General features: G+C 52.2%; 12 protein-coding genes and 1 pseudogene. 5 read left to right on the top strand and 8 right to left on the bottom strand.

The window, feature by feature from the left end; translation table 11 throughout:
• Positions 1–4: 4 nt before the first annotated feature.
• From ACWI0H_RS21040 to ACWI0H_RS21010, 7 genes are all read right to left on the bottom strand, one after another.
• Positions 5–1303, bottom strand: coding sequence for a type II toxin-antitoxin system HipA family toxin (locus ACWI0H_RS21040; protein WP_485874458.1), 1299 nt, complete (start codon positions 1301–1303; stop codon positions 5–7).
• 19 nt (positions 1304–1322) lie between these two features.
• The gene (locus ACWI0H_RS21035; protein WP_485874457.1) at positions 1323–1634 is read right to left on the bottom strand and encodes a helix-turn-helix transcriptional regulator; all 312 of its coding nucleotides are present in this window, start codon (positions 1632–1634) and stop codon (positions 1323–1325) included.
• Between the two features lie 170 nt (positions 1635–1804).
• The gene (locus ACWI0H_RS21030; protein ID WP_485874456.1) at positions 1805–2518 is read right to left on the bottom strand and encodes a M48 family metallopeptidase; all 714 of its coding nucleotides are present in this window, start codon (positions 2516–2518) and stop codon (positions 1805–1807) included.
• Between the two features lie 16 nt (positions 2519–2534).
• Positions 2535–5624 carry a type I restriction endonuclease subunit R gene (locus ACWI0H_RS21025; protein WP_485874455.1) on the bottom strand — a complete coding sequence of 1030 codons (3090 nt, stop codon included), beginning with the start codon at positions 5622–5624 and terminating at the stop codon, positions 2535–2537.
• 61 nt (positions 5625–5685) lie between these two features.
• Positions 5686–7011, bottom strand: coding sequence for a restriction endonuclease subunit S (locus ACWI0H_RS21020; protein WP_485874454.1), 1326 nt, complete (start codon positions 7009–7011; stop codon positions 5686–5688).
• Complete coding sequence (locus ACWI0H_RS21015) at positions 7004–8050, bottom strand: PDDEXK nuclease domain-containing protein (protein ID WP_485874453.1); 1047 nt, start codon at positions 8048–8050, stop codon at positions 7004–7006. Before ACWI0H_RS21015 ends, ACWI0H_RS21020 begins: the two co-directional genes overlap by 8 nt.
• On the bottom strand, positions 8047–10461 hold the full coding sequence (locus ACWI0H_RS21010) for a type I restriction-modification system subunit M (protein WP_485874452.1): 2415 nt from the start codon (positions 10459–10461) through the stop codon (positions 8047–8049). The genes ACWI0H_RS21015 and ACWI0H_RS21010 overlap by 4 nt, the downstream gene beginning before the upstream one ends.
• Positions 10462–10694: 233 nt before the next feature.
• Here ACWI0H_RS21010 and ACWI0H_RS21005 point away from each other — a divergent pair, with 233 nt between their 5' ends.
• The 3 genes from ACWI0H_RS21005 to ACWI0H_RS20995 all read left to right on the top strand — a co-directional run bounded on the left by ACWI0H_RS21005 (position 10695) and on the right by ACWI0H_RS20995 (position 13359).
• Entirely contained in the window at positions 10695–11270 is a 576-nt protein-coding gene (locus ACWI0H_RS21005; RefSeq protein WP_485874451.1) for a histidine phosphatase family protein, read from the top strand.
• A gap of 59 nt (positions 11271–11329) precedes the next feature.
• Positions 11330–12370 carry a zinc-dependent alcohol dehydrogenase family protein gene (locus ACWI0H_RS21000; RefSeq protein ID WP_485874450.1) on the top strand — a complete coding sequence of 347 codons (1041 nt, stop codon included), beginning with the start codon at positions 11330–11332 and terminating at the stop codon, positions 12368–12370.
• Positions 12371–12483: 113 nt separating this feature from the next.
• Complete coding sequence (locus ACWI0H_RS20995; protein WP_485874449.1) at positions 12484–13359, top strand: pirin family protein; 876 nt, start codon at positions 12484–12486, stop codon at positions 13357–13359.
• Positions 13360–13505: 146 nt separating this feature from the next.
• Here ACWI0H_RS20995 and ACWI0H_RS20990 read toward each other — a convergent pair.
• Positions 13506–14116: pseudogene (locus tag ACWI0H_RS20990) on the bottom strand (DNA-3-methyladenine glycosylase family protein).
• Between the two features lie 184 nt (positions 14117–14300).
• Here ACWI0H_RS20990 and ACWI0H_RS20985 point away from each other — a divergent pair.
• Together ACWI0H_RS20985 and ACWI0H_RS20980 are read left to right on the top strand one after the other, a co-directional pair.
• A complete protein-coding gene (locus tag ACWI0H_RS20985) occupies positions 14301–15512 on the top strand; it encodes an MFS transporter (RefSeq protein ID WP_336274666.1) in 1212 nt (403 codons plus the stop codon).
• A 113-nt stretch (positions 15513–15625) separates the two neighbouring features.
• The gene (locus ACWI0H_RS20980) at positions 15626–15877 is read left to right on the top strand and encodes a hypothetical protein (RefSeq protein ID WP_008957112.1); all 252 of its coding nucleotides are present in this window, start codon (positions 15626–15628) and stop codon (positions 15875–15877) included.
• Positions 15878–15881: the final 4 nt, after the last annotated feature.

The raw sequence follows: 15881 nt of genomic DNA, 5'->3' as shown, positions 1-15881 counted from the left end.
GCTGTTAACCACCAGGCAGACGAAAATCAGTATGGAGACGCTGCCAATGTTCACGCAGTACCTGCTTATGGGGCTCATGCATTGGTAACTCCGTCAGTGCTTTAGGCCATAAGGTGCGGGCTTTATCAAGCGTGTCATCTAGGTGAGGCTTGATTAAGCGCCAAGGAATATCGGCTTTTTTAGCCCACTGCTGAAAGCTTTCCATGGAAGTTTGATACCACGCTTTTTGGCCCGCCAAATTGAGCGCAGTAGTACGCTCGTTTTCCAGATATACGCTGGTAGTCACAATATCGTAAGCGGGTGATAACCGTGGTGTGTAGCGGTCAGCGTACAAAAGGCTCCAGTTTTTTAAGTGCGCATCGCCATTGGCTAGCAAAATATTTACCAGCAGGCGTCGGGCAAATTGCTGGGCATCCGCAATAGCATCACCGGAAAACTGGTACAAAATACGGCCAATTTGTTCATAGTTAGCCGAGCCATACTTCTCATGAGGATATTTCGCCAAAACTTGAGCAAAGTCTTCCATGTGAACGCGCTCGGTACCTGTCACTCCGCTCTGACGATCGAAACGCTTGATAGCAAACGCCATAGGCTCTTCTGGTAAACGGATAGCAGGCAGATTGTCTAACGTATCAAGCGCAACCAAGCGAGTTTCGGGCATATCAATGCCTGCCAGGGCCGCCAGTTGCATTGCCGAAAATTCGTTTAAAGGAACGTAAGCATGTTGGGTGGAGGGCGTTTTGATAATCCACTCACCCAACGCCTCATGGTCATCATTTACGGCGCTATGGACTAAGTTATAACGGCCATCTTTCTCCTTCATGGAGAATTTCATCTGTACGCCAGCCAACGAGAATTTATTGCCAGGCGTTAGTATAGGTGGGTATTCAAGGGTTTCAGATCGTGCATGTGGTAACCGAGCCAGTACTTTCGCCGGGATGTTGTCTGTGGTGAGAGGGCGAGCGATAAGGGCGCCGGGGAGGTCAAGACCAAGCCATGCTAGAAGAGAGAAATCATGGTCAATATGGGTTTTCAAACTATGCGCTAGCAGTTCACGCAGCGCACCTTCAGGCAGCAGGTTAGACAATAAGGGATGCAGCCGTTGGTGCCTCGACCAGTCTCTCGCTAAAATCTCTTCAGATTTAGGGAAATTAGGGTGCGTAATCAGGCTAAGCGTTGGCCGTTCAGGGTTGTGGCGAAACGCATCATCGAACAGCAGGATATTCTTGCCATGGGAGTAACCCGCAAGATGGCCCACCACGCTCCCATGCAGAGAGAGCTGCAGAATGCTCAATCGATCCATTTAGCCCGCCTTTGCACGGTTAATCATCCCCTAATAAGCCTTTCCAAGGGTCATCAATGAGGCTATCGCTTTCATCCGCCATATCAGAGGCAGGTTTGCCAGCGGCATGACCCGCGAGCAGAGCCAAAACCGCGTCGCGCTTCTCTTGAGGGATCAACATAATCTCGCTGTTCAACCCCTTAGCTACCAGTTCTAATGTATTAAGGCGCGGGTTTCCGCTAGCTTCAAGCCGCTGATACTGCTGGCGCGACATTCCCACCCGCATCTGCATGTCACTCTGCTTGAAACCCAGCTCAACACGGCGCGTTTTGATCTGATCCAGTAGCGGCATAGTGATGTCGTCAAATAAGTTGCTTTTTAGTCTATGGCAACACATTAGTTGCTATCTTTTTAAAAAGCAATTTATAAGATGACAAAGATAGGCGAGCGCGTAGTGCTTGATTGGGGTTAAAGCTTCGGTACGTGCGCCGGGTCTTTTCGCTTTTTTAGCCCTTCAAAAAATTAATAAAGCCAATGGTTATGGGCCAATGGCATGCTATTAAGCAGGTTCCGGCGTTCACGCCAATCGGGCAGGTATTTGTCCATATAGGCCATAAAGCGCTCGTTGTGATGGCGTTCCAATAAGTGCACTAGCTCATGTACCAAAATGTACTCAAGGCATTCCGGTGGCTTTTTTGCTAGTTCGAGGTTCAGCCAGATGCGTTTCGCGTCGGTGTTACAGCTGCCCCATTTGGTTTTCATTTTTTTGACACCCCAGCCAGACGCTTCAACGCCGATTTTATCCTGCCAGTAGGTGAGCAACTCGGGGATGCGGGATTTGATTTCTGCCCGGTAAAACTCGATTAATACCCGATGTTTATTATCGAGCGATGTGCCTGGATTTACATGCAAATTGAGCTTGCGCCGACTGGCTTGGATGTCATGCTTGCCGCTTCGCTCAACAAGGTTAAGACGATGCGCTTTTCCCCATAGGTAATGGCACTCACCACTAACCATTTCGCGTTCGGACTGGCGTGGTTGTTTCGCAAAATCACGCTGCTGCTGTTTAATCCAGGGAATGCGGCTGATGACCGCCATGCGTATCGACGTGTCTGACATGGCGGTAGGCGCAGACACCCGCACACGACCATCCGGCGGCAATACGCTGATATGCAAATGCTTGATCGCTTTACGATTAAGTTGCATGGCTATCGTGCCAATCTCGATATTTGCCATCAGGTTGCGTCTCTACTCATAAGTAATCTTTTTGGGCTTTGGCGAGTTCCAGTACGCTTTGGATATCTACCTCGTAACCGGCGGTTTCTTGGCGTACGGCATTGGCAATTTCGCGTTCTTTAAAGCGATCTCCCACCCAATCCGCTTTTTTGGTATGGCGAATCGCTTCATCGATTTTCATGGCAAGCTGCTCATCTTTGCCAAAGTTATCGTAAAGCGCACGCTTAGTATTCGAATCAATGGTGGCTGGATAATCCTCCGTACTTTGTTCAGGGCGAATCACCCTTCTTGATAAATCACGAATGCGCTGCAGGTATTCCTTATAGGTTATGGCCTGTTGCCTGCGCTGTTTGATGAGCTCATCCAGCAATACCGACATCTGTTCGTAATACCTTGGGTTGACCGGGTTTTCATCAACAATCGTTTTACGTACGTTGTTTTCGATGGTTTCCGCCATGGCCTCGGTATTATTGCGAATATTTTCCGGCAGTGCCTTCACCGCATCCTCGCCTTTCTCGACGATCAGCTCAATCAGCCCCAGCTCTTCAAAATCCATCAGCACTTCGCTGTCGTCGGCACGAATATACATATCCAGCAGGTGGCGCATGGCCGGTTCAAAGCGCTTCATTTCGACAAGATCACCGCTCGCCAGCTTCACTTCATCGCGTACACCTTCAAAATGCGTGACTTCCCGGCGTACAGCGTCAATCTCAGCGCTGGAGTAGCCCGCGTCAGGCATCTCATTGGCGATATTGGCAAAGGCGCGCAGCAGCTTAGCGACGTACTGATAAAGGGTTAAACGCAGGGCCTCTTTTTCCGTTAACTCCTCTTTATTGCTACCCGACTCACCGCAGAAGTAGTGAATATAGTCTTGGGTATGTCGGGGGGCTTTTACCGGCTCGCATAGCGCGCGCACCATTTCCAGCGCGTTATCGAGATCCTCACGGGCCTGCTCTAAACGGTCTTTGAGCAAGCCTGCGACATCTTCCTTGTCATAGCCGTCAAACGCCTCCTGGGTGTAATCAGTAATCGCTTTATCTAGGGAGCGGAACAGATCTTTGTAGTCGATAACGTAGCCGTACTCTTTGTCATCCCCGTCCAGCCGGTTGACGCGGCAGATAGCCTGGAACAGGTTGTGATCGGCCATTTGCTTATCAATGTAGAGATAGGTAGCTGATGGGGCATCAAACCCTGTCAGCAGCTTATCGACCACAATCAGCAGGCGCATCTGCCCTGGTTCGCCGACAAAACGCTTCTTCACCTCTTTTTCAAACGCTTCTACTTGGCTGGCTGCTTTATCTTCGGGCTGCTCGAAGTAGTCCGCCAGCATCTTGCGGTAGGTGTCGTACTTGAAGAGCTTTTCGGTCAGGCCTTCACCCGTTGCCTCGCCTTTAATGCTGGCTGCCGTGGGCTGAAAGCTGGTGACGATGGCAACTTTACCCACCAAATCTGACTGATTGAACATCTCATAGGCTTTACAGGCTTGGTAGACGCTGGCGCACACCAGCATGGCGTTGCCGCGACCGTCCATCAGCCGGGGTTTGGTGTCCATATCCAGCAAAATATCGTTAACGATCTGCTGTAAGCGGGACTTGCTGGAGAGCACCTTCTGCAGGGTGCCCCACTTCTGTTTGAGCTGCGTTTTAGCAATATTGGATAAGCCGCGTGTTTTGGCGTCAAACCAGTCATCCACTTTCTTCTGCGAGGTAATGGTCTGGTCGATATCACGGGCTTCATAGCGTAGATCCAACACAACGCCATCGGCCACCGCCTCATCAAACTTGTAGGTGTGAATATAGGCACCAAAGACCTCAATGGACTTTTTCTTATCCTTTTTCATCAATGGCGTGCCGGTAAAACCGATAAACAGTGCATCCGGCAGGAGCACTTTCATTGCCTCGTGCAGCTTGCCGGTTTGGGTGCGGTGGCACTCATCCACAAACACGAACAGGTCTCCCTTGGCGCGGAAACCTTGCGGTAATGACTGCTTTAGCTCTTCGATAAACGCATCGGTGGCGGCGTCGCTTTGCGACTCTGAGTGATGTCCAAACTTGTGTACCAACGAACACACCAGCCAAGGGTGCGGCTGGTTGAGGGTGGCGATAAGATCGGAACCGCTTGTTGTGCGGTAAATATCCTCATCCACGCCGGTAAACACCTTCTCAATTTGCTCGTCCAGCTCCGTTCGGTCGGTCACGATCAACACGCGGCTATCTTTTATATGTTCGCGAATCCATTTGGCAAGCCATACCATGGTGAGGCTTTTTCCCGAGCCTTGGGTGTGCCAAATAATGCCGCCTTCACGCCGGGCAATATGCTGTTTCGACGCTTCAACGCCGAAGAACTGGTTATGACGGCAGGTCTTTTTAACCCCGGCATCAAAAACAATAAAGTCATGGATCACTTGCAGGAAGCGCGCTTTGTTACAAAGGCGGCTGAGGTGAAAGTCCAGGGTGTAATCAAACTGGTTGGCGGTGTCTTCTTTCCACTCCAGGTAATACTTTTCCGGGGTTTCGATGGTGGCGTAGCGCAGCCCTTGGGTGTCATTGCCCGCCATCACCAACTGAATAGTGCTGAAAAAATCACGGATAAAGGCTTTTTTCTGGTTATCCAGGTTCTGACGAATGCCTTCCGCAACCGACACCGACGAGCGCTTAAGCTCGATCACGCCCAACGCAATGCCATTCACGTACAGCACAATGTCCGGGCGCTTTTTGTTTTCACCCTTGATGGAGACTTCTTCCGCAATGGCAAAGTCGTTGGCTTCCGGGTATTCCCAGTCGATCAGCCAAACGGTCTGGTTCTGTTCGCCCGCGCCTTCCTTGCCCTTTACGCCATAGCGCAGTAGCCGGTAGACCTCTTTGTTGGCGTAGTAGAGCTTTTTGCCTTCGCCCAGCGCTGCGGCGATCTCCAACTGGCGTATTACCCGCGTAATCAGCATTTCACTGGTACCACGCTGCCTCAGCCAAGTGCTGAGCTGCGCCACATCAATATTCTTGTTGTCCTGATCATGCTTATCGCCCAAGTAGCGATAGCCCAGCTCGGACTGAAAAAAATCAACGATACGCTGTTGGGTGGCACGCTCACGCTGGCCGACGTTGCTCATAGCCCTGTTCCCTTTTTTATCTTTTACACAAGCCTGCTAAATCAGCCTGTGTATTGGCGACTTAAGCGGCTGGCGCCACCAAGCGCGTTTTGCCCGTTAGCAGCTCTTGCATCATACCTTGCTTAATTTGGCGGGTTTTGCCAAGGCGTTGTTCCAGGGTCTGAATTTCATCGTCCATTTCCGAGAGAATGGTGGCGATGGCGGTTTGTTCTACTATGGACGGTAGAGCTAGGCAAAACTTTTTCATATCACTTCCATAGAGGTGATAAACAGTTGAACCAGTTACTAATTGCATTACTTGATGATGCATTACATTTATTAAATATGAGAAGAATACTCCGTTAAGCGATTTTTTATCTCCCCTGATAATTAAAATATCACCACCTAGTATGACTTCTGATTCTGTAATGCTACTAGCAGTAGCTAATCCATTCGGAGTTACATCAGAAGTAGGCATTAAAATATCGTTAGCTTCTGATTTAACCCCACCAGGCGAATTGGTTTTCGAAAGAATATTTTCAATTTTAGGGCCATAAGTAGTAAAAAGTTGGCCATAGTGAATACATGGTGACAAACCATCTTCGACTAATTCACTTTTAGGAAGACCAGATCCTTTTAAAAAAGTCACAAGTTTCCCAAGAGTTATAAACTTCCAATCCTCTGGTATCTCCCCCAGCTCACTTTGCTTATAGCCCTTTGGCATACCATCTTCGCGCAAAGAAAACTGTGGCAGTCGAGTGCGGCCAGTGAGTAGCTGCTGCATGGTGGCGGTTTTGATGGCCTGCTTTTTTGCGGTCAGTTTTTCCAGCTCGCTTATGAGTGCATCGACATCAGAGAGGGCATTGGCGATGGCGGTTTGTTCTACTTTTGATGGAAGAGGAATAGTATAAGGATAAATATGCTTATTGTTGATCTGCGGAATAGATGTAGTATCTGCTACAGAATCGAGGCCTTTATAATTTAATTGATTATATAAATAGAATTCGTTAAGGCATTGAGAGCAAGTCAATGTCATCAGGTTTGTATCCATAAAAGAATCATTTTTTAAAATTCTGATCTTATTGGATAAAATTGAAGCGCCTCTCTTAGGAAAGATAATGCTACCAGCAGGAATAGCTTTAGAAGTTGCTATAAAATAAGAGGTTGCTTCTGCATATACAGAGTCGTTATTGAGTTGTTCAACTTTGAAATATGGAACACCTTCTGAAAGAAACTGGAACTTAGATGGACTCTCGCCACTAGATATATCAACTAAATTACCTAGCTTTTCTATTTCCCAGTCTGCTGGAATAATTCCAATCTCTGTTTGCTTATACCCCACCGGCACGGCATCCTGCGCCGCTTCAACCAAATATGTTGCACTCATTTCCGCTACTTGATCACTCATCCTCTGACTCCTTCTGCTGGAGTTGTTCCACTGCCTGCGCTCGCTCGCGTTCCAGCTCGCGTTTGAGTTCTTCTTCGCTCGGTAAATAGGGCAGATATTTTGCCGCAAACAGCTGCTTCTGCTCGGCCAGCACCGAGTACTTCACCACGGCTTCGCTTTTTTCACTGCATAGCACCAAGCCAATGGTGGGGTTATCGTCGCTGCCTTTGCGTTGCTCATCGTATAAGCGCACGTAGGTATCCATCTGGCCGATATCCTGGTGTTTGAGCTTGCCGAGCTTGAGATCCACCAGCAAAAAGCACTTCAGTTTGAAGTTGTAGAACACCAAGTCAATGTAGAAATCTTCGTCGTCAAAGAGGATGCGCTGCTGGCGCTCTACGAACGCAAAGCCTTTGCCCAGTTCCAACAGAAACTGCTGCAGGTTGCTGATAATGGCCTGTTCTAACTGGCTTTCCTGGTAGGTTTTATCCTGCAGATTAAGGAAATCCAGAATGTAAGGATCGCGCAGGTAGTCCTTGGCGGTTTCTGCTAAGGGCTGGGTGTTGTCTTTTGCTTCCTGTTCTACCAGGGCTTTGTTCTGGCTGGCCAGCAGGCGCTCATAATAGAGGGTGCTAATCTGGCGCTCCAAGGCCCTGGCGCTCCAGCTTTGGTTAATGGCCTCTTGCAAATACCAGTCCCGGGCTTGGGCATTGTCTATTCGCAGCAGGGTGCGATAGTGAGTCCAGCTCAATTCGGTACGCACTGCGTTCCGTTTTGGAAAACTTTGATAAAACTGGCGCATATTGCGTAGGTTGCGGACATCAAAGCCTTTACCCAGCCGTTCGGTGAGCTGATGCGAAAGCTGCTGGAGCTGCTGTTTACCGTATTCGGCACGGCTGCTGCCTTGCTGCTCATGCTCGATTATCAATCGGCCTATTACCCAGTAGCTTTGTACCATGGCCGTATTCACGGCTTGGCGCACCTGCCCGCGTGCTTGCTCTATCTGCTGGGCAATCGCGCTAACCAAGCTATGCAATGCTGTTGGGTTCTGCTCCTTCATAGGCTTAGCCCCATGGCGCGTAAATGCTGCGCTACTTTGTCACTTAACTGCTCAACCGACTGGGTGATGGTGGGGAGCGGCTCGGCATAGCGTTCTTCCAGCTGTTTCACGCGGTTGGCAAGCTGCTGGGTCACGCGCTCGATCTCTGCCTCGATCTGGCTTTGCAGGGTAGCGAGCCATTTATCTTCGACTATCAGCGTTTTGACCTCGGCTGCGCTAAGCGTTGGGTAGTGCTTGAACACCGCAATATCCAGCGCTTCTTGGGCATCTTTGAGTGCTTTTTTAGCATTGGCTTCGGCATCAAAGCACTTTTTAGCCTGGTTGAGCGCTGCCTTTTCATCGGGGTCGGTGGCAAGCTTTAGGCGCGCTGTAACCGTGGCCTTGGTGACCTTGTCTTTCTCGTTCAGCGCATCGTTCAGCAGGCCATCTTCCCCGCTATTTTCCTCAATATAGCTTTCCAGCGCTTGTGTGGCGGTGTCTACGGCGGTTTGCAGCGTATCAATGTGGGCCTGTTCGTCCGAGAAATAACGCGCAACGATCAGCACAGGTGGAATAAGCTCGGCCTTATATTTGGTTTTATTGATGATGAGGTCTGGCGTTTCTTTTAGCTTTTCGCCTTTTTTTACCACCAGTTTGCGCATGACGCTACCGGCTGACCAGCCATCTTGTATCAGCACATAGACATCGTCCTGCATCTCTTCTGCCCAGTAGTCCATCAGGATCTGGTAGATGTCGTATTTACTCAATAAAGGCTGGCCGGTGTAGCTTTCAAGCAGGTCTTCGCTAATGGTGTGAATCAGCTCTTTTGGTTTGTCGCCAATGCTTATTTGTTTCAGGGCCGCACGCTCACGCCAACGTGAAAACGGCTGCAGGCTTTGGCGGGCAAACGCGGTAAATTCCGGGTGGTTGAGTATGCTGCTTTTCACCTCAGTGGCGGCCACTAGCGAGCGGCAGTAGCCGGGGCGTTCATCGGCAAACAGCGTGGCGCGCATGGCGGGAAACACCTGCCAGTAGTCGTTTAACGCATCGACGTCGCGTGTCGGTATACCGCCCTGCAAATGGGCGCTGAGATCGTGAAGGTCTTCCGGCTCGCTTGAATCGATGTAGCGCGGAATGTTGAGGTTGTACTCATTAGCGGCGATTTCAGCTAGTGGCACCATGCGGCTGTAGCGTGGCAGAGCGAGCTGTTTGTTGAAAACATCTACCACTTTGTGAATGTCCTGGCTGCGCAGGCGGTTTTTGTTGCCTTCCTTCATAAAGCCTTTGCTGGCATCGACCATAAAGATACCGCTGCGCGCGTGGCTGTTCTCTTTATCAATCAAGATAATACAGGCCGGTATGCCGGTGCCGTAAAACAGGTTGGCGGGCAGGCCAATAATGCCTTTGATGTAACCCTGCTTGATGAGGTTTTCACGAATACGGGCTTCGGCATTGCCCCGAAACAGCACACCGTGGGGCAGAATGACCGCGCCTTTGCCGGTACTTTTCAGACTTTTCAGTATGTGCAGTAGAAAGGTGTAGTCGCCGTTTTTTTCCGGCGGTATGCCCCAGGTAAAACGGCCAAACTCGTCTTCGTTGGGATTGAGGCCGCTCGTCCAGTTTTTGTTGGAGAACGGTGGGTTGGCCACGGCAAAATCGAAGGTTTTCAGCTGACCATTGGCATCCTTCCACTGAGGGGCACTCAGCGTATTGTCTTGCCAGATTTTGGCCGTGGCAGTGTTATGCAGGATCATGTTCATGCGCGCGAGGGCGCTTGTCGCGTTGTCCATTTCCTGGCCGAAAATAGACAGCCCCCGCGGTGCCTCATCACTAACTTTAAGCAGTAGTGAGCCCGAGCCGCATGTTGGATCATATACAGTAGTGCTGGGCAGCATATCGGGTTTAATACCGATCACTTTCGCCAGAATGCGCGAGACTTCCGAAGGCGTATAGAACTGGCCCTTGGATTTACCTGATTCGGTGGCGAAGTGGCGCATCAGGTATTCGTAGGCATCACCCAGTAGATCATCGCCATCGGCGCGATTGGCGGACAGGTTCAGGCCTTCAAAAATGCCGATCAGCTTGGTTAGGCGATCCACCATCTCTTTGCCTTTACCCAGCCGGTCTTCATCATTGAAGTCGGCCACATCAATCACGCCTTTTAGTTCGTTCTGTTCGGCCAGTGCGCTGATGATTTTGTTGATACGGTCGCCAATTTCCTTATCGCCTTTCAGCGCGACCATATCGTCAAAGCTGGCTCCTTGTGGCACCACAATCATGCCGTAGGGGTCACCTTTGTATTTGTCTGAAACGTATTTCATAAACAGCAGGGTCAGCACATAGTCTTTGTACTGGCTGGCATCCATACCGCCGCGCAGTTCATCGCAGCTTGCCCAAAGGGATGAATAAAGCTCGTTCTTCTTAATAGCCATTTGGGATCCTTACATTACGGTCGTGTTGGCGCCAAGCGAGACGCCACACGCTTAAAATGTCGTGTACTTTGCAATCAAACAGCACATAAAGCTAATGGGTTGCTTCAGTATCAGCTTGTCGCTTTGAAAATTGGAGCTGATTATAACTTTTTGGGCGAGCGATAACGCTTGAGTGTGAGGCCGATTTTCCGTTAGTTCTTAATTTTATATGGCACAGCCAATGAGGTTTCCCCATGCCCACCCTACGCCACCTCACCTTAACGCTACTGCTCGGTGTACTGGGTGCGCTACCCATCAGCGCCCAGGCAAACGACGCCACTTGGGAAGCACTTCAAGAAGGCGGCTTAGTAATCCTCATGCGCCACTCCCTGGCGCCTGGCATTGGTGACCCGCCGGGTTTTGAGATTTCCCGATGCGATACCCAACGCAATCTCTCTGCCCAGGGTCGCGCCCATGCACAAGCTGCGGGTCGTGAATTTCGTGCGCGAGATATTCCCATTGAGGCGGTGTATTCATCGCGCTGGTGCCGGGCGCTGGATACTGCTGAGTTGATGGCGCTGGGGCCTGTAACGCCTACTCCCTGGCTGGATTCGTTTTTTCGTGGGCGCGGTGATCAGGCTTCCATCACCCAAACGGCTCAAGAGCAGATCGCTGCCTGGCAGGGGCAGGGCAATTTGTTGCTGGTCACCCATCAGGTGAACATCACGGCGTTGGTGGGCAGCGGTGTTGGCTCGGGTGAGATGATCGTGGTGCATCCAACGGATGATTCGTTTCAGGTAGTGGGGCGGTTGAGCGTTAGCGGTCAGTAATTTGCTTCCTGTCTGCGGGAGCCGTTATAAAGTAAAAAGATTCAGGTTAGGAATTCGTTATGAAAGCCGTTGTTTTTGAGCAATTTTCCGCCCCTCCCCGCATCCAGCAGTTACCTGACCCTACCCCTGAGCCGCATGGCGTGGTGGTGAACGTCAGGGCGACCGGCGTTTGCCGCAGTGACTGGCATGGCTGGGTAGGGCATGACACGGATATCCAGCTTCCCCATGTGCCGGGGCATGAGCTTGCTGGCGTTGTGGAAGCCGTGGGTAAAGACGTCAAAAAGTGGCGTATTGGTGACCGTGTGACGGTGCCCTTCGTTGGTGGGTGCGGCACTTGTCCTGAGTGCCACTCCGGCAATCATCAGGTGTGCGATAGCCAGTTTCAGCCCGGTTTTACGCACTGGGGCTCATTTGCCGAGTATGTGGGCATTCACTACGCTGATGTGAATTTAGTCGCGCTGCCGGAAACCCTCGATTTTGCCACGGCGGCGAGCTTGGGTTGCCGTTTCGTCACGTCGTTTCGGGCAGTGGTAGATCAGGGCAAAACAGCGGCAGGCCAGTGGGTGGCGGTTCACGGCTGTGGCGGTGTAGGGCTTTCTGCTGTGATGATTGCCAATGCGATTGGCGCCAACGTGGTCGCTATCGATATTTCAGAAGAGGCGCTTGATCTTGCCCGTCAGTTGGGCGCCACTGCCACCGTGAATGCCGCCAAGGTACCCAATGTGGTCGAAGCGGTGGCGGAGATAACCCGGGGAGGCGCTCACGTGTCGCTGGATGCGCTGGGCCACCCAACGACCTGCTTTAACTCCATCAGCAATCTGCGTAAACGTGGCAAGCATGTTCAGGTTGGGTTGATGTTAGCCGAGAACAGTACGCCCGCCATTCCCATGAGCAAGGTGATCGCCAACGAACTTGAGATACTGGGTAGCCATGGCATGCAGGCGCATCGCTATGACGCCATGCTGGCGATGATCGAGTCAGGAAAGCTGGCGCCGGAAAAGCTGATTGGCAAACGCATCAATCTTGAGCAGTCGATTGATGCGCTGATGAACATGGATAAATTTGAAGGGGCGGGCGTGACGGTGGTGACCGAGTTTTGAGGAAACCGCTGAGACTTGAGATAACAATTTCCTTCAATGAAACGAGGCAAATTATTCGCTCCTCATCTTTGGGTTGAGGTTTTACGCTGGGCAGTATTGATAAGGAGCAAAATATGCCATCAGACACTATTCAATCAGCACGCCGCGTGATCGCTCAGCATCCGGCCAAGCGCGATGATATCGGCGATTTAGTTACCCGGCGCCCGCTGCCGGGGCCGCAGTTAGAGCAACTCGATCCATTTCTGTTTTTGAATCATCACGGCCCGCAGACGTACCCGGCCAATAACCGTGGATTGCCGTTTGGCCCTCATCCACACCGTGGCTTTGAAACGGTCACCTTTATTTTGGAAGGTTCGCTGGCCCATGCGGACAGCGCCAGCCATCAAAGCGTGATCCACGCGGGCGGCGTGCAGTGGATGACCGCGGGCAGCGGTATTGTGCATGCGGAAATCTCGCCGCCGGAGTTTCTGCGCGAAGGTGGCCCGCTGGAAATTCTGCAGTTGTGGGTCAATCTGCCAGCGCATTTGAAAATGAGCGAGCCACGTTATGTGGGGCTGCAACAGGCGGACATACCTGCCATTGCGCTGCCCGGCGGCGGTGAGCTGAACCTGATGGCAGGTGAGTGGCAGGGCCAGGCTGGCCCTATCGAAACGTTAACCGGCGTGTTTATGTCGACGCTGAAGTTGCCTGCTGGCGCCCATGAACAGCTGCCCGTTGCCCCTGGGCGGCAGGTGTTTCTTTACGTTGTGAATGGTGATGTCGAAGTGGGCGGTGAGCCGGTGCAGCCTCACCATCTGATCGAAGTGGATCGCGACGGCAGTAGTCTAGATATCGAAGCCAGCAGCGATGCGCGTCTGCTGTTTGGCCATGGCGAAGTGATTGATGAGCCCGTCTACTCCCACGGCCCCTTCGTGATGAATACCCGCGAAGAGATTGTCCAGGCGGTCGAGGACTATCAGAACGGCAAATTTGGCGGCCTGGATGCTTAGGCTCTGTCTGAAAAGTCGGCGAGCGAAGGCCAGACAAGGCAAAAATCGGTGAAAAGACGGAGTTTACGTTGTGTAAATGAGTACTTTGAGACGATTTTTAACGCCGTATGGTCGAGCGCAGCCAGTTTTCAGGCTGAGCCTACTGTTTAAAGCGGCTCGCCGCGATAGTAGTGCCATAGAAACAGCGAACCCACGCTTCGCCAGGGCGCCCAGTGTTCGACTAGCTGGCGCGCCTGTTTGGGCGTGGGCTTGTCGTCCATGCCTTTTAGGCGGCCAAGCGCTACCCGCAGGGCAAGATCATCGGCGGGGAAGACATCCGGGCGTTTGAGCGAGAACATCAGGTAGATCTCGGCACTCCAGCAGCCAAACCGCGCAGCGCGGTAATCGCAGCAATCACTTCCTCATCACTCAGGTGCTCAAGCCCATCGGCGCTAAAAGTGCCTGCAAGTTCCGCTTCCGCCAGCCCCTTGGCATACTCGATCTTACGCCAGGAGAGACCCGCATCGCGCAGTGCTTGGCCCTCCACGTCCATCACTGCCTTGGCGTGCAGCTCAGGCAACAGTGTATTGACGCGGCCCATGATGGCGCGGGCTGCTTCGGTGGATAGCTGTTGGCTGACGATCGTACTGAAAAACGTTGCAAAGCCTTGGTCGCGCTGGCGTGGGCCAGGAGGCCCGACCAATGGGTAGGCGCGGGCAATATCTGGGTCGGCCTGAGCTAATGCTTGCATGGCTTGTTCAATGGTTTCGGGCGTCATCATTGCCTCACGCGTTTAGTAAAAGCCTCACACTAGCAAAGCGAGCGTAGAAGTGGGAAACCGCGGCGCTTATCTTCTTTGCCCGCTAACTTTTTGAGCGCCGTGTGTTTCTACTTTCGTCTAATCCTGCGATCATTTAACGCTAACCGAGATGCCACCAGTGCGATATCCCAAGGAGATAAGCATGCAGGATACGACAGCATCGTCGTCTCAAGGGCTGGCGCGTAACCCGCGCTTGGCTGAATTTGTGTTGGCGCTGGGTGGCTTTGGTATCGGCACCAGCGAGTTTGTCATCATGGGCTTGATGAACCGCGTGGCGGGCGATTTAGCCGTGACCGTGCCCCAGGTGGGCTATGCAATTAGTAGCTACGCCCTGGGTGTGGTGGTCGGCGCGCCGCTGATTTCGGCGCTGGCTGCACGGGCGCCCCGGCGGCTTCTGTTGATTGTACTGATGCTGGTATTTGCAGTAGGCAATATCGCCAGTGCCATGGCGCCAGGCTTTTGGTCATTTGTAGGCCTGCGTTTTCTGGCTGGCTTACCGCATGGGGCTTATTTTGGCATTGCAGCGCTGGTGGCGGCGGGGGCGGTGCCGGTCGACCAGCGGGCGCGGGCTATCTCGCGGGTGATGATGGGCTTAACGGTGGCGATTTTGATTGGAGCGCCGTTGGGCACCTGGACAGGAAATCTGTTTGGCTGGCAGATCGCGTTTGTAGGCGTTGGTGGCATTGCGCTGCTAACGGCGCTGTTGATCAGACTTTATGTGCCGATTCAGCCAGTTGATTCGTTTGCGAGCCCTCTGCGTGAACTCTCCGCATTATTAAAACAGCGTGTATTAGTCGCGTTAGCCCTCGCCTGCATTGGCTGCGGCGGTATGTTTGCCATCTTTAGTTATGTGATGCCGACGTTAACCCAGCAGGCGGGCATGAGCGAATCGCTGGGGCCGTTGGTGCTGGTCATTTTTGGCTTGGGTTCCATTGCCGGTAATTTAATCGGCGGGCGTATGGCAGATAAAAACCTGATGCGTGCGATCCCGATCATTCTGCTGTGGTGTGGGGTGGTTCAGGGGTTGTTTTACTTCGCGGCGAATAATGTTTGGACGGGACTACTGTTTGTTGGCCTGGTGGGTACCAGCATGGCGCTGGCACCTTCGTTGCAAACCCGCTTAATGGATGTGGCTGAAGATGCCCAAACCATGGCGGCCTCACTCAATCATGCGGCCTTTAATGGCGCTAATGCTTTAGGTGCGTGGCTGGCGGGGTTGGCGATCAGCGCTGGTTTTAGCTGGTCAAGCACCGGCTTAGTCGGTGCTGGATTAGCGTTCTGCGGGTTGGTCATTTTTGCGGGTGGGCGCTGGCTGGAACAACGCACCTATGGCGCCGTGGCCCAGCGTGTCTAGCGTTGGCTAATTATGCATAAACTTTGCATAGTTATCGAACAGTGATAATTAATATGGCAAAGACGGCGAATCCTCTCTAAGGTGTAAAAGCAGCAACCCATAAGGAGATGAGTATGCATACTCAGGTATTTAAAACGACACGCATAGTAACCCTAGGCGCAGTGGTAGCGTTGACTATCGGCTTGGCAGGCTGCGGTACCTCTACCGGCGAGCGGGCTGCTAGTGGTGCTGGCGTAGGCGCGGCCGTGGGGGCTGGTGCGGCGGCAGCAACAGGCGGTAGCATGACGCAAGGGGCTGTCATTGGCGGTGGTATTGGCGCCGCTACCGGTGCAGCCACGGATGAAGATGACATCAACCTCGAATAAGTAA

This window comes from Halomonas sp. NYA30 (genome assembly GCF_976980765.1).
Note: the sequence above shows the minus strand (reverse complement) of the source record. Positions and strands in the feature narration are given on the sequence as shown.